Below are 18,766 nucleotides of genomic sequence, written 5' to 3' on the forward strand. Positions count from 1 at the left end.
CGGGGTTTCGGCCGGTGCGGCGAGTGGGGGCACCCCCTGCTCGAGCGGAGTCGAGAGCTTGGGGGAGCGTGCCGGGCGTCGTGACGGGGCGAACGTTGCCTGTCGCGGCCCTAGCTCTCGAACTTCGCGTACGACGGGTCCAGGTCGCGGACCTCGGCGGAGGCGTGCAGCGCGAGCCCCTCGGCGGGCTTCAGATGGGTCCGCAGCAGCTCCAGGGCGGCCTGGGTGAGCCGGGCCTTGACCTCGTCGGTGCGGCCGGCGAGCAGGGCGATGTGGATGTGGACATGGGCGTGCCCCTCGGTCTCGGGGCCGACCACGATGTCCTCGGTCGGGCGGAACCGGCTCTTGCAGGCGGGCGGCTTGGCGGCCGCGATCTCGACCGTCGCCTCGTGCAGCGCCTTCGCGAAACCGGGCCGGTCGAAGTCGCCGGCGAGGTCGGCCGAGTAGTCGACGGTGATCTGCGGCATCAGTACTCCTGTTCTAGGCGGCCATCGGGCTCACCCTAACCGCAGGGGCCGGCATCGTGATGTCGTCCTCACGGTCCTGGCCGAAGCAGCCCGGCAGCACGTCGCAGAGGGTGTCGTGACCGGCCGGGGCGCCGGCGGCGGCCGTGCGGAGCTGGTCCAAGGAGGTCGTCAGGGGGATGCCGCGGGTCTCGATGAGGCCGTCGGTGACCATGAGCAGGCGGTCGGTGCGGTGCAGCCGGCGCACGGTCGCCCGAGGCCGCTCCAGGCCCAGTCCGAGCAGCGGACCGCAGGCGTCGGCGTACCGGGCGCCGCCCCCGCCGCGCAGGATCAGCGGCGGGATGTGGCCGGCGTTGGCGATGCGTACCCGTCCGCTGCCGGGGTCGAGCAGGGCCAGGCACACGGTGGCGGTGACGTCCGGATGGTACTCCTGAAGCATCCGGTCGAGCCGCGTGGCCAGCACGACGGGGTCGCTCTCGTCGACGCAGTAGGCGCGCAGGGCGTGGCGGATCTCCACCATGACGGTGCGGGTGGCTCGGGCGGCCTTCCGTAAGGGGAGTCTGGCGATCCGCGTCCGGGATGAGCTGGGCTCTCTGTTCACGGACGAGGAGTTCGCGAATCTGTTTCCGGTGCGGGGAAAGCCTGCTTGGTCGCCGGGCCGGCTCGCGTTGGTACTCGTGTTGCAGTTCGTGGAAGGGCTCACCGACCGGCAGGCTGCGGAAGCGGTGCGGGCGAGGATCGACTTCAAGTACGCGCTCGGGTTGGAGCTCGACGATCCGGGCTTCGACTTCTCGGTGCTCTCGGAGTTCCGGGACCGTCTCGTCGAGGCGGACGCCGGACGGCAGATGCTGGACGGCATCCTGGTCGCGGCTCGGGAGAAGAACCTGCTGGTCACGGGCGGAAAGGCCCGCACTGACTCCACGCATGTGCAGTCGGCGGCCCGCGAGCTGAACTGGCTGGAGATGGTCGCGGAGACCCTGCGCTCCGCACTGAACGCAGCTGCCGTCACCGCCCCCGACTGGCTGCGGGAGACGGCCGACCCGGACTGGTTCCGCCACTACGCGACGCGGGCCGAGGACTCCCGTTTCCCCAAGGCCCGCGCCAAGCGGGACGAGGTCGGCCGACGGATCGGCGTGGACGGGATGCGGCTGCTCGCGGCTGTGACCTCGCCCGGCGCGCCCGCCGGGTTGCGGGACGTGGAACAGGTGGAGATCCTGCGGCAGATCTGGGTGCAGCACTTCCACGTGGTCGAGGGCGAGGTGAGGCGGCGGGACCCAAAAGACCGTCCACCGGGCGCGAAGCGCCTGGTCACCCCCTATGACATCGAGGCTCGCGGCAGCGTCAAGCGCGACACCATGTGGGACGGATACAAGGTCCACCTCACCGAGGCCTGCGGCACCGATGCACCGAACCTGATCACGAACGTGGCCACCACCGTCGCCACCGTCCCCGACAGCGTGATGAGCGAGACGATCCATGCGTCCCTCGCTGAACGGCACTGCCTGCCCGGTGAGCACTGGGTGGACGCCGGATATCCCACCGCCGCCGCGCTGGTCACTGCCCGCCAAGAGCACGGCGTCATCCTGCACGGTCCGGTCGGGGCCAACACCAACGACCGGGCCGGCACTCCGGGCGGCTACGGGCAAGAGGCGTTCACGATCGACTGGGACCACCAGAAGGTCACCTGCCCCGGCGGCAAGACCAACGTCAACTGGAGTACCCGGCACTCCCAGCATGGACGGCCGGTGCTCCGCGTGCTGTTCTCCACGACAGACTGCCGCCCCTGCCCCTTGCGGCGTGAGTGCACCAACTCGCCCATCGCTCCACGTCGCGAACTACGCCTGCGCCATCGCGAGGAACACCACGCCCTCCACGCGGCGAGAGCCGAGCAGCAGACCGATGAATGGAAGGAGCGGTACCAGATCCGCGCAGGAGTCGAAGGCACCATCTCCCAAGGCGTGGGGCGCTGCGGCCTGCGCAGATCCCGCTACCGGGGCTTAGCCAAGACCAGCCTCCAACACCAACTCACCGGCGCCGCCATCAACCTCGCCCGCATTGACACCCACCTCACCGGCCAGCGCCGAGCCCTCACCCGCACCAGCCACTTCGCAGCACTCCGCCCCACTGAATGAGATCCAGCGGGGCGGAATTAACCAACAGCGTCCCCGCAGAGGGTGAGGGGCCACCGCCGTTCTGTGCTCGTACGGAGGCCGGCGCGCCCGGCCGGGGCTCACTCCTGGAACTCGCGGCTGGTCACGCCGTAGAAGGAGGGCTTCGCGGGCCGGACCTCGGACTGCTCCAGCGTGTCGGCGAGCGGGGCGAAGGTCTCGCTGCGCCGGACGACGTTGAGGAACTTGCCCAGCGCGTCCTTGTCCTCCCAGAGTGCCGACGCGGTGCTGATGATCAACGACTTCAGGTGATCCGACTCGGTCACGGTCTCGCTCGCTGCCACGTTGTGTCCCCTCCTGGTCATCGGGACGATCAGCCAACCAACCGGCGGCCCTGCCCCGCAAGACGGCCTTCGGTCAGGGGCCGGTCCAGGATGCTGTGGGTCCCGACCCGGTGCCACACGATGTGCCGGTCCCCCGCGATCCGCTCGCGGCCGTAGGACCACGTTGCGCGGCCGTCCGGCGCCCAGGTCAATTCGTAGACGCCCGGGGCGCAGCGGACGCCCTTTATGCGCAGTCCGGGCCGGAAGCACCCGGTGCGTAGGTCGGGGACGAAGGCTTCCCGTACGACGCGGCGGAAGCGCCGGCGCTGGGCGGGGGTGAGGTGCTGGAGGTCGGTGGTGAAGCGGGGGAGGGTCTCGAAGGTCGGCACGGTGGGTTCCTCCGGGCAGCACGACGAAGCCCCCGACGGATGCCGGGGGCTGCTGTAGGCGGTGCTTCCTTGGTGGTGCTCGTCTCTTGGCGCGTGGTGATGCTCAGTGGTGCTGATTGGTGGCGTCCGGGTCGTGGTGTGCGTGCCGGAGAGCGATGACATTCGCGTCCGGCCCGGCGCCGTTTCCCGCCCGGCGGGCACCGGTGAAGAGGGTTCGGCAGCTTCTCACGCCCGGCGGGACGTGCTGTTGATCGGCCTCTTCTTGCAGGTCAGAGCCGTGTGGCGTGGTCTGGATGACAGTGGATATCCGGGTCATCCGGGCCGGTCAGATGTACCGCTACTACCTGCCCGCCGGGGGGTCTGGTCGCCGCGCGCTTCCGCTACTACAAGGGCGAGGTCGGGCCGGACGTTGCTTCATGACCATCTGCTGCTGTCGGTGAAGGGGGCAGCGCACGCGCCTCGGGGTCGGCGTGCTTCTCCGCATCTGCCGGAACGGCTGGAACGCGGGCTCCGCCCGGACGGATTCACCGCTCCCGTGTCCACGACGCCGGGTTCCACGAGCGCTGCGATGAGGCCGACGCGTCCCATGGAACCCCTCTCCCGTCGCGGCTTCCAGCCCAGAGACACACGTCCTGGTGAACCGGTCCACAAGACAGCAACCGAACTGCTGCCCGATCGGTAGAGGTGTACGTGAGCAGCACGTGCGTTCGTGCCGCCGGTCTTCGATCCTGGGAGCAGCCCGTGTCTACCACCGCTTCTTCTTCGCCGTGCGCCGTACGTCGCGGCGGCTGCCTGTGCGGGGCCGTCCGCTTCGAGGTGCCCGATGCTCCTGACGCGCCCCACCTGTGCAGTTGCCGGCACTGCCAGAAGTTGAGCGGCGGGCCGGTGATGTCGTGGGTCTCTTTCCCTCTGGTGGGGCTGGTGTGGAGCGGGCGGGAACCGGTCTGGTTCTACACCTACCCGCAGGAGACCCGGCGCGGGCGCTGCCCCGACTGCGGGAGCCAGCTGTGCGCCCTGGACGACGGCGCCGTGAGCATCGCGTTCAACTTCAGCGCCCTGGACGACTCCTCGGACCTCGTCCCGGAGTTCCAGAGCTACGCCCACGACGCGGTGCCGTGGCTCAGGCCGGTCACCGACACCCGACCCACGGCCGCCGCGGGCAGCTGACCGCCGACCGGGCGCGTGCCCGGGGTCAGGAGGGGATGGTCGACGCCTTCGCCACGGCGTGGGCGTAGCTCATCTCGATGAGCTCTCGCTGCGCGGGAGTCTGCTCGGTCAGTTCGCGCAGCCGCTGGGCGTGCGGGTGGGGGTAGCGGACGTCGGTGCTGAGGGTGCCGTGACAGGTGATCCACCGAGGGCTCGGCAGCGTGCCCAGGGCTGCCTGCCGGGCCGAGGTCGCGCAGCAGGCCCTGTGGCGGGCCGGTCCGTGCGTCCACGCGGCCGCGGTTGAGCCGCAGGTCCAGGACGGTGAAAGGCGGCCGGGGCCCGCCGGCGACGAAGTAAGCGAGCCAGGTGGCCCGGTCGTGGCCAGGTCCGGGCTCGTAGTCGGGCTCCGGGCACCCGAGGAGGAACTCGCCCAGTTCTGCCAGATGGTGCCGGGCGAGGGCTGCGGTGTGCACGAGCTGGTCGCAGAGGTTGCGGACATCCGGCTCGGACAACCAGAGGGCGACGCCGGCCGGCGTGTCGGCCAGGACCAGACAAGCGCGCGGCGAGGCGACGGTCAGCGGGATGGTGAGGGTGCGCACGGTACGGCTTCTCCAGGAGGCGGCGGGAGCCCTTGGCGGGCATGACGACCGGCCCGCACCGGAGCGGGCCGCGTCCCCGCGCTCGCGGGGAGAATCCCGCCAGGACCGGCTCTCCTGGCCCGGTCATGCTAGCCGCACGGATCAGCCCGGCTCCGGGGTTGTCCGAAACCGGACGGCCTGCCGCAGAGACGAAGACCCGTTGGCCGGACAACGCCACGCCTCGGGCTCGCGGAGGCGAGAATGGCGGCCATGTCAATCTCCCTGGCCCGCTGCGTGGAAGCGGTTGCCCGCCTGCTGGATGGATGCGGCCCGCTGGAGCCGGTCCGGCTGTGCATGAGCGAGGGGGACGTGCAGGCGGAGGTGTGCGCGAGCGGGCCGGCCGCCTCGGTGAGCATGGCGCGGCTGGCAGCGGTGACGGGCAGCGAGGCGGCCGGACGGACGGACGATCGTGACGACGGTGTGCTCACGGCGGATCTGGAAGACGACGTGGTCCTGGTCGCCGCCGTGGACGCGCCGGTGCGCGGCGCCGCGACCGGGCTCCGCGCGACATCGACGGCGGCGGGAGTCGGACTGCTAAGGACACTGGCCCCGTGGACGGCCGCACTGGACCAGGAGCTGTTGCCTGGGGCCCAGTTGTGGGTCGAGGACGACGGTCAGGGCTTCACGGTCCGGCTGCTGGCGACAGCCACGTGTGGTGACGACCTGGAGAGCGTCGCCGCTGCCGCCGGGGCGGGACTGGAACGCGTCCGGACATGGCGCACCGACAGCGGACTGGACGGGCGAGGAAGTCTGCCGTGCGGCCAGAGCGTTCACCTCGGCGTCGTCTGCCTTGCCTGACCATCCCAATCGGCCACCAGCCACCTCGTGGTGCGCAGTGTTCGGGCGCAGTTCCGGGAGGCGGCTCCGGGCCACCGACGGCTCCACCTTCTCGCTCGCGGACTGAACGGCGGTGCTCCACAGGCCCCGTGAACGGGCAGGCCCGCACGGTGGTCGGCTTCCCCTGAGGGCGGAGGCACGCGCTCCTTGATGTTGCTTATTTGTTTTTCAATGTGTAGTGTTATCTGTGTTGAGGGCGCCGTTCCCCTCCATCCCACACGCCCCCGGAGCCGCACCGCCGCTCCCCCTTGCCGCGTACGGAGCACCGATGAACCCTGCCCACGCATCCGAACTGGCCACGGCCGTCCGCACCGCACTGACGCCGTTCGTCACCGATCCGACCGCCGCCACCCTGTGCGACCTGAGCCGTGCCATGAGCAAGATGACCGCCTACGCCGGCCGCAGCCATGAGATCCCCGGGCCGTGGACCGACAGCTACTTCGCCTGCGACCACGCCCACGAGCACATCCAGAACGTCAACCACACGTTCGCCACCAGCACGGCCCCCACACCGCTGGACGTCCGCACCGTCAAGTACGCCGTCCTCGCGGCCGTCGCCCTCTTCGACGACGCGGTCCGCAGCGACACCCCGAACCCCGCTGCCGAGCACGAGTTCAGCGTCTTCGCGGTCGCCCGCGCCGCTGCTCACCTCCTCGGAAGGGGCTGGCAGGCGGAGCCCGGCCTTCACAACACCAGCGGTCTCATCCAGCACTCCGTCGGTGAGGACTACCTCCTGGCTGTCGGGGACGTCGGCGACATGAGCCCGGAACTGTACGTGGAGAGCGACGACCACCGGCACATCCTCTGGGGCACCGCCGGTGAGGACCTGCCCGCACTCGCGCAGCGCGTCGCCGACACCATCCGCGACCCCGCCCTGGCCTGACCCCCGGCGCTGCCGCGCACCGGGACGAACCCCCGCGCCGCCCGCCCCCGCCCATATGGGCCACGCCTCGACCTCTCCTCTCGGAAGGATCCACCCGCATGACCAGCACCGTCTCCGGCTTTCCAGCACTCGGCGCGGCGATCGTCGACCTTCTCGGCCACGACTGGGAGTTCGGGCAGACCAGGCCCTTGCGGACCACCGGTTCGATCCGGCACCGCGACGGCAAGCACATCGGCTTCGTCGTCGCCGTGGAGGCGAACGGCAACCTGACCGTCCAGGCCGGCGACTCCCAGCCGCTGGCCGTACTCCAGACCACCGAAACCGCCCAGGACACCGAGCACGCCGCCAACGCCGTCGTGGACCTGATCCGCGACTCGCTCAAGTCCGTCCCCACCAAGCTGGACGACCAACTGCCGTTCGAAACGCTGCTGGCCGTCTACCACCGGGCGGAGCGCCTGATGAGCGCGCACATCGAGCAGGTGCTGCCCCGGCACGTGGAAGGCGCCGTCCATGCGGCACTGGACGAGAAGACCCTCGCCGAACACGGCGCGCCCGTCTCGGCCTCCCTCGACACCACCGAGCAGGACAACGGCTACGTCTGGCTCGCCGACGAGACCCTGGTCGTCCTGGCCGACGGCACCCAGCGGACCGTCGACCTCGGCTGGGCGGGCCAGTGCCGGAACTTCCTTGTCGACCACGCCCTGAAGCACGAGGTGGGCGACCTCGACGTCCTCACGGTGACCTTCGCCCCGCCCGGCCTCCGTATCGCCTGACACAGCCCGCCCGTCGGGGGCCGCGTCCGCCGCACGGCCCCCGCCCGCCCCGGAAGGACCCCCGCCATGGGCAACACCCTCACCCCCACCAGGGCCTTGACCGCTGTCACGCGCACCACCGTCACGGTCGCCGTCACCGAATCCACCGTCCATCGCATGACGCCGTCGATGTGGGACGCCCTCGCCGAGCTCGACACCCGCCCCCTCGACTCCACCGCCATGTCGTGGTTCGTCGGCACCTGGGGGCACACCCACGCAACCTGTTGCCGGCTCGTCCGGGCGGGCCTGGCCGAGTACCAGGGGAACGTCTGCCTGATCACCGAACCGGGTCGCGCCGCCCTCGCCCAGCGGCCGGCCGACAAGCAGCCGGCCACCACCTGACACAAGCCCCCCACCCCACCGCTCCCCCATTCCGTTTCGGGGCCGGTCCTGCAAGGCCCGGTCCCGCCCGACCCAAGGCCCCAATGAACCCCCACGACGCAGCCCTCTCCCTCTTCGAAGCCCTCCTCGCCGAAGCCCAGCACTGGGCGTGCGACGACCCCGACGACCAGGAGGTGCTCGAAGCGATCGACCGCGCGCCTACCCCGCTCGACAAGCTCGCCCTGATCCAAAACTCCAGCCTCGTCCCCAGCGGACTGTCCTCGGCCGTCGCCGACGCCCTCCTCGCACTCGACCCCGCCACCTACTCCCCCGCCCCCGCACCCACGCCCCCTGGAACCCCCATGGCCGACCCCGAACTCCACCGCATCCGCGCGGCGTTCATCACCGTGGTCGACGCCTCCCCCGAGGACGACGCCCCCAGCGACGCCTACGAAATCCAGGTCCACGGCGTCAGCGTTCTCATCCGCCGCGCCCAGTGGCGCGCCCACGCGCATGTCCCCTACGTGCACATCGAAGACCAGGCCCACCCGCCCGGTCTGCTGCTCGTCGAGGTGAACAACGGCGGAAAGAACGAACACCCCCGCCCCCTCCCCCACGGAGCCCGCACATGATCCTCAACCGCGCCTACACCGCCGCCCGCCAACTGATCGACCCCGACGCCGACTACACCGTCCACGTCCGTGCCGACAACGGCTGGCAGTGCCCCGGCAACCACGACCAACGGGAACTGCCGGGCCTGGACGTCCTGCTGGCCGCCCGCCGGGTGCTGCGCACCCAACCCGCAGGCCGCGTATGGAGCACCCTCCCCGACACCCTGAACGTGTGCACCGGCGACGGCCTGCTGTGGCTGCGCTTCACCGTGACCACGCTCGCCGAGACCGGCCTGTGCGACGCCGCCGAGTGCGCGGAGTTCCTCACCGACTCCGGCCACTGCCCTCGGTGCGCCGCCGGCCCCGGCCCCGGTCCTGGCGGCCGCGCCCCCACGGGGCTGTGGAAGGTGCTCGGCCTGGCCGACTCCGCCGTCCTGCCCGTCACACGTGACGACCTCACCACGACGGACCTGGTGCTCCTGGCCCGCGCCTGCCACACCCTCGACCAGCAGCACCATGCCGTCCACGCCCGCACGCCGCTGCCGCCGGAGGCCAGGCCACTCCTTCAGCGCCTGGCACTCGTCCTTGACGACCTCGACGAAGGCCGTCCCCACGCCCTGCACCCCGACGTCGTCTTCTCCCGGGACGAGTTGCTCACCCTCGCCGACACGGCACTGGCCCTCTACCGTGCCCATGGGGACCCCGATGATCTCCTGGGCAGTCCGACGGTGCTGCGGCTGGCCCACCTCGCCTACGCGGACATGCCGGAGTGAAGCCCGGAGGCCCGGCCGACCTCGGCCGGGCCTCCGCCCGAACGGCACAGCCCGGCGCGTCCCACCGAACGGCGTGCCGTCATCCACTCGCCGGCACCTGGGAAGCGCCGTCCGTCAGGGCGCACGCGTCGCGGGCGAGGAGGACAAGCGCGCGCTCCCGGACCAGGTCGTCATGGACTCCCGGGTCGCCGGGCGGCAGCAGTTCCAGCGCCCGGTCGATGGTGGCCAGGGCCTCGCCGAAGCACCGCATCTCCCGCAGGACGCCAGCCTCCCGGAACAGCGCCACAGCGTCGGTGCGCCCCCTGAACGGCGGACGGGACAGGATGCCCAGCATGTGCTGGTGACGCTGGGGCAGTCCATCGCCGAGCCACAACCCGTGCAGCAGCGTGTGAAGGACCTTCACGTCGTCGTCGGCGTCGGCCAGGACGTCCTCCATGACCTGCAGCCCCTGCGGATTCGACTGGCCGAGCAACGCGAACGCGAACAGCGCCCGGCTGAAGACGTCCCAGGGACCGCGGTGAGCGCGCAGCACCTCTTCCAGCGCGACCCGCCGAAAGTCGTAGCGCAGCGCGAGCCCCAGAAGATGGATACGGGTACGGGCGGTCACGGCGTCGCCGGCAAGGGCAGCACCACGGGGGATCTCCTCGCTCACGCGGCGGCCGTCGCGGCGCGCCTGCCAGGCCACGTCGGCGAGGAACGCCGCGGACTCCTGCCACGTGGTCCGGGCGACACGCATCCAGTGCTCGGCCCGCGCCGTGAACACCATGTCCGGGGCATCGCACACATCGACCTGAGCCAGTGCGAGGACGCCCGGACGCAGCTGCGGAACGTGCACGGCCTCCTCCAGCAGAGGCAGGACCCCCGGCTCGCTGAGCAGTTGACGTGCCTGGGCAAGGCGTGCGAGACGGGCGGCCGGCGGATGCCGGACGAAAGCGAGGACGCCCTCGGGCAGTACGGACGAGGTCGGAACAGCAACAGTCATCGAGAGGCTCCTGGGTCGAGAACAACAGCAGGTGAAGAAGCGCGCGCCCCTTCACCTGCTACAGGTGCTGATCCCGGCCACGGTGTGACACCCCGCAGCGCACTTTCTCGCGCTGACACGAGACGTGCCCCTTGAGCTCTCACGCCCACCGCCGTGGCGCCGACCCTGTATGGGGCGGGGCAGCGCAATCGCTATCCCATGCGTCCCCCTCGGTCCCTCAGCACCCAAGCACGCTCAGCGCTGACTCTGGCAGCTCCGGGCCCGGCAGGCGTGGTTGCCAGCCCCTGGCACCTGAAGGCGCAAGTTTTCAGGCGCAGCCTTTTAATGGGCCACTTCCACTGACGGTGCGGAAATTCGAGGTGACCGGCGAATCTCACGCAACAGCAGGAGCCGGTAAGGCGCTTCGTCGCCAGTTGACCGTTCCTCACGCACGGAATTTCACGGCTCACCCGCCAGAGCAATCCCTGAAGCGAGACGTGACGTCTCGACCAAACCTACTGTCCGACCATCCGCCCAATCGTCAAGAGTTGGCAAAGTGCCCTCTGACCTGCACGTTTCACAAAATCACATACATCACTCACTTACTCACTCAGACACTCACCCGGGCGTCTCCGTAGATACAAAACCGCCTCTCTTTCTAACTATCCGCGCGCCTAAATGGAATATAGATTAGTAAATGGATTTGGTTCCCGCGCCTTTAGGGGTGAGAAATAAGAAAAGCAAGGAATGATCTTGGGGTTCTCAACACGCCGAGCGACACGTCGATGTGACGTGACGTGACACACGCTCGCTGATCCGTGTATGGTCACGCCCGAGCATGAAGGGACACGCGGGCCGATTGCGGATCAGAGCATCCACTGTGGGCTAGCCAGCGCGTGGTTCTCGTGACCATCTCGCGACGGCGGAGAAGCCTTGGAACTGTACGAGTACAACGAACTGCAGAGTCGACTCGACGCGATCGCCGAGTTCGACGACATGTCGGATGACGCCATGCTTGCGGCGCTCGTCGAGCAACTGCGCCCCTACCTGCGGAACGTCATCGGGTCCACCATCGGTAAGGGCGGCGAAGGAAAGACCACCTTGGCCACCAACTTGGCCTACATGTTGGCTGAGGAACAAGCGAACCGCGACAGCCAAGGAAAATCTGCCCTTCCGGTCCTCTACATGGAGATCGACGCCAATGGAGACGGAAGGACTGATCTGGGACTGGACGCAACGGTCTTCAATGATCACGGGAAGGCCCTCCGTGATGCGATCACTCACGACGGGCCGTTGAAGGTCGTCAAGAACGTTCGGCCGTTCCTGGATGCAACTATCTCGGGTAGGCACTGCTCCGATATCGCCGGTCGCATCAATAAGCTCGCCGACACTCACGCCATCGCTGCCTATCTCCTGCTGGCACTCCTTCTGGCGCAAATCTCCCACCTGTACCGCTGGATCGTGCTCGACTTCGCCCCGGGCGACAAAGCCATCCAGCGAGCTGGCCTGGCAGCATCCACCCATCTCGTCTCGCCCATTCACAACACGGACAATGCCGCTCTGCGGGGTCTGTCCACCGTCACACGGCTCATTCGCGCCAACCGGCGCCTCAACCCGGAGGCGCAGCTCACTGCGATCGCCTTCCTGGGTTTCCGAAAGGTCAAGGGCGAGCCGACCACGGAGCTGACCAACGTTCGTGCCAAGATCGAGAAGTTGCTTACAGACGCTGGCATGGATCCTGGACTCATTCTGGACGAGTACGTACGCGATGCCCGCTCCATCGCTACCTTGTGCCGCAACCACGGCCGCCCCGCCCGCGAGTTCGCGCTGGCGGCCACCGGCCAACTTCGCGACGAGAACGGCGAGTTGGTCCCCCGGCCTCGGGACGAGAACGGGCGCTACGTGGATGCACAGTCGTCCGTCAACCTCGCGGACGACTACTCGAACCTGGCACGAGGAGTGATCACCCGGGTGCGCCAGCGCAACGCCGAACTCCGTGAGAAGCAGATGCAGGGAGCGTCATGAGCAAGTCCACCGCCGGCACGGCGGGTGCTGGAACCGGGCCCAAGACCAACGCCAAACGGGGTGAGCAGGCGGACAAGAAGGAGCACCTCATCGTTCCCGACCTGAACCTCGGGGGCGACGACGATGACGAAGACGAGGACGACTTCCGCCCGGTCCGTGCCTTCGTGCCTCCGACGACGGCGAAGTCGACCGCTGCTAAGGCTGTTGTTCCTCCGCAGCAGGGCGAAGAGTCGGAGCGCAGCCCTGTTGTGGACGCGCCTGAACCTTCGCCCACTGCTAGCCGCGTCGTGGTGTCGCCGACGCCGACACCTGGTCCCGCCGCTCTCCGCGGTGAACTTGGCCACTCTGCGGGGGACTCCGCTGAGAATGGGCGGGAGACGTCGCACGGGTCGGGAGAGCCGAGCGGCGGGTCAGTAAGTGAAACTTCTGCCATGGAGGGCGCCTCCGGGCGGCCCACGGTCGAGGTTCAGGAAGCTTCCACCGAGCGAATGGCGGAACTGGCCAGGGTTGACCGGCATGCGGCGCCGGCCTTGCGCACCTCGGCTTCCTTGTCCGGGCTCCCGGCCCGGCGGCCTGGTCGACGCAGGCCCGCCGAACCGTTCAACCCGGACGAACCGCGCCAGCGCAATGAGCAAGCGATGCTTGAGTTGTCACAGCAAGCACCGGGCTACGCCTCGCTGTTGACCGTGTACAGCGCCTCTCAGCTGAACGCCGTGCCCTTCGAGAACCGCAACATCAACCTCTACGGCCTCACGGCAGACCAGGTCGGCACCCAGCGCACCGCCGACATGGCTCTGTTGAAAATGTTGACATTCCAGCGACCGAAGCTAACTCCAGCGCACTACGTCGATGCCGCCCTGGAACCCGTGCTGAAGCCGCTCGACCCGGATGGCATCGACATGGAAGCCATGGAGGACGAGCGGGACTACGTGTGGCAACTCGCCCAGAAGGGTCTCGCGTACCGCAGGTACATCCTCAGTGACCCCGAGAGCGCCAACATGGACAACTACCGGCCCGTGTGCTCCTTGCGCAAGGATGTCAACGCTCGCCTCACCCGCATGATGGACCTCATGGACTCGATCCAGGGGATCCAGGCGAAGCCCTTCGAGATCGTCAGTGCCTGCCTTGCTGAGTACGTTGCCAGCCTGCCGGGAGAGCGCACGCACCTGTCGGAGTTCTTCCAGAAGCACCTGGTCACGACGATTCAGTAAGCAGCGAACCCAGCCCGCCTGTCTCCCTCTCGGCCCCTGTCCCTACTCACGGGACAGGGGCCGAGAGCCTACCGGCGTACCGCCGAAGCGCACCATGAGTCTCACCAGGCAAACATTCAGCTACCCAGAGTCACTTTTCCCTTTAACCGGGACCGCGCCGGGTTAAAGGAAACTGTCACACCCACGCGTCGAGCTCGGGAAGGTCCCACTTTGTGTACGTCAGCCGACGCTCGGCGCCGTTGATCAAGTCGAGCACGTCGGTGGCCAAGTAGGCACGCGTCCCACGCTCCACCTCCTTCACCTGCACGACCCCGGCTCCAGCCAACTCCTCTAGGGCGTTCGAGGCTGAGACAAAGGAGATGCCAAGCAACGACTGCGTAGCCCTCGCGGTCACAATCGGCACGCCGGGGAGCTGCTCCATCAATCGCACGACTGCAGCTCCCTTCCGAGGCTGTCCACGGAGCCCCTGACCCTCCCTGTAGTGGGCGAGTTTCGCGTACCAGGCCCTCCGCATCTGGCTCAGCTCGTCGGTGAAGCGCCGAGCCTCTGCGACGGCATCGCGGGTAGCCGCCAGGAACACACGAATCCAGGCGTCAACTCCAGCGGCCGCGGCGGAGCTGTCAGGCTCACCCACGTAGCGGAACGCGTTGAGGCCGGCGATGTACTCGCGAGCATGAGCCAAGAGAGACATGGAGATCGGCAGGACATGTCCAACCGCGAGGCCTTGCCTGGCGAGTGCCGTGTGAATCAGGGCCCGACCGGTTCGACCGTTGCCGTCGTTGTAGGGGTGGATCGTTTCGAACTGCGCGTGAACAAGGGCGGCCTGGACGAGAGGCAGTGGGTGGTCTTCAGAGATGAAGGCGGCGAGATCGTCCATGAGAGGACCTACCGCTTCAGGGGTGGGTGGAACATACTCCGCTCCGTGCGGCCCGTAGGCGTTTCCTCCTACCCAGTTCTGAACGGTCCTTAGAAACCCCGATGACTCGTCTTGCTCCGTCTCCACCATCAGGGCGGCTTGCAGGCCGTTGATGTCGTCAACCGTCACTGCTTCGGTCTCGGACAGCACAGTGACGGCACGGCGCAGAGCCAGAACGTTGTTGACAACCTCGCGTGCGCTGTCGCTGATGCCGCGGTGGGTGCGCTGATCATCACCGGCCTTGGTCGCAAGCATCAACTCAAGGTGAGCGATTGCTCGGGCGGAAGCCACCACGCCTTCGATGCGCGAGGACGCCACCGCCTCCGACCGGAGAAGGAAACGGGCCAGAGACTCCAGATGGGGGCTGGTCGGCGCGGCGTCGTTGAAAGCACGAACCAGCTGGTCCACTTCGGCAACCTCTGCAGCAAGTTCGGCTGACAGACGGAGCTGGCGCCCCCGAAGTAGATCCGGCTCGTACGCGGCGAACGTCCGGAGGTCCTGCTCCTCCACACCAGGCATCACGCCAGGCTGTGACGGCCAGGGCCGTTCCGAAAACCTTGCCACTAGACACGCTCCAAAGGTTCAGCCTCAAGCAGATCCATTTAAGGATAGTGTGTGCCCCGTGATGTTTGGTGTGATGCACGGGGTGGTTCCGGAGAGTGGGGCTCGCGCTCTTCTCGCCGGATGCCGTCCTGTGAAGACTCTGGACTCACGCGCTTCGGGCCGGCACGAGGCACGCCATGCCTCGGCAGGGTCAACGCTGGGACCGTCGCCACGGTCACACCGCAGTGGACTTCAGGCTCGGGGCGAAAGCGAAAAGGCGACCCAGCGGGTCGCCTCACCGGGTGACTTCGCCAAGTCACCCATCACCACCGCTCGGGGTCGCCACCTCGAGCATTTCCGTGTCTGCCACATCGAGCCGACTTCGTCGGCGTCACTTGCAGCCTGCGGTGCCACCCGCATGCCGCAAGGGGAGGAGAAGCCAACGGCAACCTGACCTGACCCTTCCGCTCTTAAGCGGATCTCAACTTCACCCCCGCTGACCAGGAATTCTCCGTCCATCGGTCGAGCGGTCGGTCGCGTTGTGCCTTCATCCCTATGCAGTTCTGGAGCAGATCATAGCCGCCAGCCATAGGGCTAGTCCCGTATTGCCAAAAAGAGCCTCGAACGAGTCTCTCCCGGACGATGCCCAAATCGGAACAAAAAGGACATCCGAGTGTGGTCGATGGACGTCGACTCATCCTCGGTGGCAAAACACACCCCGTTCGTCCGACAAGGAAGGGCTTCTCGAACCGCTGGTACTGCGCCAGAAGATGAGGCAGCGGCTCTCAAGCGCTCTCGATGCTCTGCTATCAGACCGAGCCATCTACCAGCGCCCGCTGGCCGAGGTATTGGGTGCCACGGTCCTGTTGGCGAAGTCGCCGGCGGGAGAGTCGCGGTTGGAGCTGCGCGCGGGGGAGCTGGCCCGGTGGTTGGGGGTGTCGAAGTCCTACGTCGATCATCGGGTGCTGCCTGGGCTGCGTGGTTCTGGCGCGGTGGCGACAGAGATCGTGACGAAGACGGTGGACGGGGTGCGTCGGGTTGATGGTCTTCGTTGGGAGCTACTTCCACTGACTGCCGCTCAAGCCCGTGGCAACCCGCAAGCTCTGGTGCTGAAGAAGCGTGAGTTGGCCGTCCTGTTGGCGTTGTGCGAGGCGCTGTTCGCGCCGGGCTGGGCGCCGGTGGGTAAGCGGGGGACGCCTGCAGGTCTGCTTGGTGCTCGGCGGGGTCGAGGGGCGGCGGCGGAGCGGCTGGCGTTGCTGCGGTTGGTCCTGGCTGCCCGGTCGGATGGTCGGGTACGGCTCGTGGGCGGGGCGGTGTCGGCCGGCCGTGATCGTGCGGATGCGACGGTTGCGCGGATGTTGGGGTGCTCTGCTGCGGAGGCAGCCCGGGTAGTGGACGGGCTGATCCAGCAGGGGTTGTTGGAGGTGCGGGGCCGGGGTGTGCCTGGTGCCCGGATCCGGATGGTGGTGCCGGCGGTGGCGGCCGCCCACGGCCGGAGTGCCGCGGCGGAGCTGCGGGTCGTGCCCGATCCGACCGAGGCTGAACAGGCTGAGGACGTCGCCCCGGAACAGGTTCGAGTCTGCGTGCACTGCGCTTCGGGGTTGGACGAAGTGGGGCCGGAGGAGCCGGGGGAGGGGTGGGTCCAGGAGGGGTTCTTCTCGGTCGTAGACGGCGGCTGGGACGACGGAGGTGATGGTGCACTCAGGGGTCAGGAGGCTACCGAGGTTCTCCGGACCGATTCGGAGAACGCTTCTGACCTGGGGGAATGCGAGGATCAAGAAGGCATCGAGGTCTCCGGGGCGGAGACTGGCGGTGCGCTGCTCCACGCCCACCACGCGCCGGTGGTTACTCATGGTGGTTCTGGTGCTGCTTCGTCTTGCCTTTCCGGCGAAGCCGCATCGGGGTTCCCACCGTTGCCGGAGCGCGCGGACGGGCGCGAGACCGAGTCCGGATCGGAGTCGGGCCGGATCGGCGTGGTCGACGAGCCGGGTGGCCAGGGTGGCCCGCTTCGCGGGGAACAGCAGCCGGATCGAGCGGGGGAGTGCCAGACGGCTCCTGAGCCGGTAGTCGCGAAGCCGGTGCCGCTGCGGTGGTCGCTGCCGCGGGGCCTGGAGCGGGTTCTGGACCCGGTCCGGCTGGAGTGGGCCCGCATCGGGCATGCCGGGGGGCGCACCCGTGTGCGGGTGGCCCTCCAGGCCGAGTTGCGGCGGTTGGCCGGGATCGTGGGTTCGGAGCAGGCGCCGGTGGTGCTGGCTGAGCGGTTGGAGCGGCGGCTTGCTGCTCAGCACGGTGAGCGGGTGCGTGAGCCGGTCGGCTGGCTGCTGGCGCGGGGTCTGCCGCAGCGGGCGGAGTGCTACGCGACGGCGTGCGACGACCAGGTGCGGATGGACACCGGGCTGGTGTGCCCGAGCTGCGAGCTGCTGATCGGGGATCGCCGGGCGCTGCGGCACCAGGTCGGTCGGGCCGTCGCCGCCGAGCTTCCTCGCCTGGCGCCGGCCGAGGCCCGGGCGGAGGTTGAGCGGCGGCTGAGCCGGGAGGTAGCGCAGCGGGCCGCGCGGGACGCCGTCCGGCGTGAGCAGGCTGCGGTGGAGCGGGCGCGCCGCGAGGTGGTCTGGGCGCAGCAGCGCGAAGAGCTCGAGTCGGCGAAGGCCGAGTTGGCGGCACGGGCGTGCGAGGAGTGCGGGGTGCCGGAGGCGGGTGGTCTGTGCCTGGTGTGCTCGCAGAACCGCACGGCCCGTGCGGCTGTGGAGCAGGCGGCGCAGGTCGCGGCCGCGGTGAGCGGGCCGGTGCAGGACCTGGGCGTGGTGGCCGAGCGGTTGGCCGCGTGCCGGGTCCGGCTGGAGGACGAAGTCGGCCGGGCGGCCGGGCGGTTGCGGCGCGAGGGGATGCCGGAGGCCGCGGTGGCCTGGGAGGCGCGCACCCTCGCCGAGCAGTTGCTGCGGCAGGAGCGGGCCCGCGCGCTGGACGCTCTGCTGGCCTCGGAGGAGGCCCAGACGGAGGCGGAACGGGTCTTCGCCGTCGAGCGGGCGCGGCGCGGCGGTGAGGAGCAGGCCCGTGCGGCAGCCGAGGAGGCGCGGCAGCGCTGCGCGGAACTCCTTTTCGCCGAGCGGCTCGGCCAGACCCGGGTTGCGGAGCGGCCCCCGGCTTCGGAGGAGGTCGGTGGATGGCGGCAGCGGCTGGCCGCTCTGGCGGCGCGTCCGCTGCACGACGAGATCCGCGTGCCGCAGCCGGCGGCGGGCGGGTTCCGGGAGGCGGTGAGCGCGGCGTGAACGGGGGACTGGAGCTGGCCCTGCGATGCGCTGAGCGGGGGTGGTGGGTGCACCCGCTGCTGCCCGGGTCGAAGCGTCCGGCGGGCAACTGCCGCCGGTGCCGGCCGCCGTCGGCCGGGGCGCGCCCGGAGTGCGGCTTCCCCGATGCGGCCGGGTGTGCGTGCCGTGAGGCCGGGCGGTACTGCCACGGGGTCCGGGCGGCGACGCGGGAGAGGGAGCTGATCCACCGCTGGTGGCGTGGCCGGGACTTCGGCGTCGGCGTGGCGGCGGGGCCATCCGGCCTGGTGGTGCTCGACCTCGACGACCACGACCGTCCGCCACCGGAGCAGGCGCTGTTGCTGCCGGGCGTCGACCTGACCCAGCACCAGGACACGGAGCTGGGCCGGGTGCGGAGCGGGGTGGACGTGCTGGAGTTGCTGTGCCGGGTACGGCGCGCGGGCAGCTTGCTGGGCACCCCGGCGACGCTGACCGTGCAGACCCCGTCCGGCGGGATCCACCTGTGGTACCGGGCCGGGGAGACGAGCCGGTACGTGCAG

18 protein-coding genes and 1 pseudogene are annotated in these 18,766 nt (G+C 69.1%); 12 read left to right on the plus strand and 7 right to left on the minus strand.

Annotated features, from left to right (window positions below; all coding sequences use genetic code 11):
- Positions 1–110: 110 nt before the first annotated feature.
- Positions 111–467 (minus strand): 5-carboxymethyl-2-hydroxymuconate Delta-isomerase, encoded by a 357-nt coding sequence (locus ABZ281_RS08655; RefSeq protein ID WP_142164366.1) that lies wholly within the window; start codon positions 465–467, stop codon positions 111–113.
- A gap of 13 nt (positions 468–480) precedes the next feature.
- A pseudogene (locus ABZ281_RS08660) lies at positions 481–990 on the minus strand (PP2C family protein-serine/threonine phosphatase); the annotation flags it as partial.
- On the opposite strand from ABZ281_RS08660, the gene ABZ281_RS08665 reads away from it, so the two are divergent.
- The gene (locus ABZ281_RS08665) at positions 983–2,596 is read left to right on the plus strand and encodes an IS1182 family transposase (protein WP_356653455.1); all 1,614 of its coding nucleotides are present in this window, start codon (positions 983–985) and stop codon (positions 2,594–2,596) included. The pseudogene ABZ281_RS08660 and the gene ABZ281_RS08665 sit on opposite strands and share 8 nt — an antisense overlap.
- Before the next feature lie 98 nt (positions 2,597–2,694).
- On the opposite strand, the gene ABZ281_RS08670 is transcribed toward ABZ281_RS08665, so the two are convergent.
- Both ABZ281_RS08670 and ABZ281_RS08675 read right to left on the minus strand, forming a co-directional pair.
- Complete coding sequence (locus ABZ281_RS08670; protein ID WP_356653457.1) at positions 2,695–2,916, minus strand: hypothetical protein; 222 nt, start codon at positions 2,914–2,916, stop codon at positions 2,695–2,697.
- Positions 2,917–2,945: 29 nt separating this feature from the next.
- The gene (locus ABZ281_RS08675) at positions 2,946–3,284 is read right to left on the minus strand and encodes a hypothetical protein (RefSeq protein ID WP_356653459.1); all 339 of its coding nucleotides are present in this window, start codon (positions 3,282–3,284) and stop codon (positions 2,946–2,948) included.
- Between the two features lie 741 nt (positions 3,285–4,025).
- Between ABZ281_RS08675 and ABZ281_RS08680 the strand changes: the two genes are divergently transcribed.
- Positions 4,026–4,451 (plus strand): GFA family protein, encoded by a 426-nt coding sequence (locus tag ABZ281_RS08680; protein ID WP_356653461.1) that lies wholly within the window; start codon positions 4,026–4,028, stop codon positions 4,449–4,451.
- Between the two features lie 25 nt (positions 4,452–4,476).
- On the opposite strand, the gene ABZ281_RS08685 is transcribed toward ABZ281_RS08680, so the two are convergent.
- The gene (locus ABZ281_RS08685) at positions 4,477–4,929 is read right to left on the minus strand and encodes a hypothetical protein (RefSeq protein WP_356653463.1); all 453 of its coding nucleotides are present in this window, start codon (positions 4,927–4,929) and stop codon (positions 4,477–4,479) included.
- A gap of 349 nt (positions 4,930–5,278) precedes the next feature.
- Between ABZ281_RS08685 and ABZ281_RS08690 the strand changes: the two genes are divergently transcribed.
- From ABZ281_RS08690 to ABZ281_RS08715, 6 genes are all read left to right on the plus strand, one after another.
- On the plus strand, positions 5,279–5,866 hold the full coding sequence (locus ABZ281_RS08690; RefSeq protein ID WP_356653465.1) for a hypothetical protein: 588 nt from the start codon (positions 5,279–5,281) through the stop codon (positions 5,864–5,866).
- A gap of 307 nt (positions 5,867–6,173) precedes the next feature.
- Positions 6,174–6,788, plus strand: coding sequence for a hypothetical protein (locus ABZ281_RS08695; protein WP_356653467.1), 615 nt, complete (start codon positions 6,174–6,176; stop codon positions 6,786–6,788).
- Between the two features lie 98 nt (positions 6,789–6,886).
- Positions 6,887–7,561 carry a hypothetical protein gene (locus tag ABZ281_RS08700; RefSeq protein ID WP_356653469.1) on the plus strand — a complete coding sequence of 225 codons (675 nt, stop codon included), beginning with the start codon at positions 6,887–6,889 and terminating at the stop codon, positions 7,559–7,561.
- A gap of 66 nt (positions 7,562–7,627) precedes the next feature.
- Positions 7,628–7,942, plus strand: coding sequence for a hypothetical protein (locus ABZ281_RS08705; protein ID WP_356653471.1), 315 nt, complete (start codon positions 7,628–7,630; stop codon positions 7,940–7,942).
- 83 nt (positions 7,943–8,025) lie between these two features.
- Positions 8,026–8,553: a hypothetical protein gene (locus ABZ281_RS08710; RefSeq protein ID WP_356653473.1), complete on the plus strand. Its 528-nt coding sequence runs from the start codon at positions 8,026–8,028 to the stop codon at positions 8,551–8,553.
- The gene (locus ABZ281_RS08715; protein WP_356653475.1) at positions 8,550–9,305 is read left to right on the plus strand and encodes a hypothetical protein; all 756 of its coding nucleotides are present in this window, start codon (positions 8,550–8,552) and stop codon (positions 9,303–9,305) included. Before ABZ281_RS08710 ends, ABZ281_RS08715 begins: the two co-directional genes overlap by 4 nt.
- 79 nt (positions 9,306–9,384) lie before the next feature.
- On the opposite strand, the gene ABZ281_RS08720 is transcribed toward ABZ281_RS08715, so the two are convergent.
- Entirely contained in the window at positions 9,385–10,287 is a 903-nt protein-coding gene (locus ABZ281_RS08720; RefSeq protein WP_356653477.1) for a hypothetical protein, read from the minus strand.
- Positions 10,288–11,199: 912 nt separating this feature from the next.
- Between ABZ281_RS08720 and ABZ281_RS08725 the strand changes: the two genes are divergently transcribed.
- Together ABZ281_RS08725 and ABZ281_RS08730 are read left to right on the plus strand one after the other, a co-directional pair.
- Entirely contained in the window at positions 11,200–12,291 is a 1,092-nt protein-coding gene (locus tag ABZ281_RS08725) for a ParA family protein (protein WP_356653479.1), read from the plus strand.
- A complete protein-coding gene (locus ABZ281_RS08730; protein WP_356653481.1) occupies positions 12,288–13,502 on the plus strand; it encodes a hypothetical protein in 1,215 nt (404 codons plus the stop codon). The genes ABZ281_RS08725 and ABZ281_RS08730 overlap by 4 nt, the downstream gene beginning before the upstream one ends.
- Positions 13,503–13,677: 175 nt before the next feature.
- Here ABZ281_RS08730 and ABZ281_RS08735 read toward each other — a convergent pair whose 3' ends face one another.
- On the minus strand, positions 13,678–14,928 hold the full coding sequence (locus ABZ281_RS08735; protein ID WP_356653483.1) for a Fic family protein: 1,251 nt from the start codon (positions 14,926–14,928) through the stop codon (positions 13,678–13,680).
- Between the two features lie 1,946 nt (positions 14,929–16,874).
- On the opposite strand from ABZ281_RS08735, the gene ABZ281_RS08740 reads away from it, so the two are divergent.
- Together ABZ281_RS08740 and ABZ281_RS08745 are read left to right on the plus strand one after the other, a co-directional pair.
- The gene (locus ABZ281_RS08740; RefSeq protein ID WP_356653485.1) at positions 16,875–18,230 is read left to right on the plus strand and encodes a hypothetical protein; all 1,356 of its coding nucleotides are present in this window, start codon (positions 16,875–16,877) and stop codon (positions 18,228–18,230) included.
- On the plus strand, positions 18,227–18,766 hold a 540-nt coding region (locus tag ABZ281_RS08745), incomplete at its 3' end, for a bifunctional DNA primase/polymerase (protein WP_356653487.1). The genes ABZ281_RS08740 and ABZ281_RS08745, both read left to right, overlap by 4 nt.

It is taken from the genome of Streptomyces sp. NPDC006265 (genome assembly GCF_040613555.1).
Classification (GTDB): Bacteria; Actinomycetota; Actinomycetes; order Streptomycetales; family Streptomycetaceae; genus Streptomyces.

Bases quoted from the DNA above. Each gene is read 5' to 3' on its own strand.
- ABZ281_RS08690 (WP_356653465.1), top strand. From the start codon at position 5,279: ATGTCAATCTCCCTGGCCCGCTGCGTGGAAGCGGTTGCCCGCCTGCTG.
- ABZ281_RS08705 (WP_356653471.1), top strand. From the start codon at position 7,628: ATGGGCAACACCCTCACCCCCACCAGGGCCTTGACCGCTGTCACGCGC.
- ABZ281_RS08655 (WP_142164366.1), bottom strand. From the start codon at position 467: ATGCCGCAGATCACCGTCGACTACTCGGCCGACCTCGCCGGCGACTTC.
- ABZ281_RS08685 (WP_356653463.1), bottom strand. From the start codon at position 4,929: ATGTCCGCAACCTCTGCGACCAGCTCGTGCACACCGCAGCCCTCGCCC.
- ABZ281_RS08710 (WP_356653473.1), top strand. From the start codon at position 8,026: ATGAACCCCCACGACGCAGCCCTCTCCCTCTTCGAAGCCCTCCTCGCC.
- ABZ281_RS08700 (WP_356653469.1), top strand. From the start codon at position 6,887: ATGACCAGCACCGTCTCCGGCTTTCCAGCACTCGGCGCGGCGATCGTC.
- ABZ281_RS08715 (WP_356653475.1), top strand. From the start codon at position 8,550: ATGATCCTCAACCGCGCCTACACCGCCGCCCGCCAACTGATCGACCCC.
- ABZ281_RS08730 (WP_356653481.1), top strand. From the start codon at position 12,288: ATGAGCAAGTCCACCGCCGGCACGGCGGGTGCTGGAACCGGGCCCAAG.
- ABZ281_RS08695 (WP_356653467.1), top strand. From the start codon at position 6,174: ATGAACCCTGCCCACGCATCCGAACTGGCCACGGCCGTCCGCACCGCA.
- ABZ281_RS08720 (WP_356653477.1), bottom strand. From the start codon at position 10,287: ATGACTGTTGCTGTTCCGACCTCGTCCGTACTGCCCGAGGGCGTCCTC.
- ABZ281_RS08665 (WP_356653455.1), top strand. From the start codon at position 983: ATGACGGTGCGGGTGGCTCGGGCGGCCTTCCGTAAGGGGAGTCTGGCG.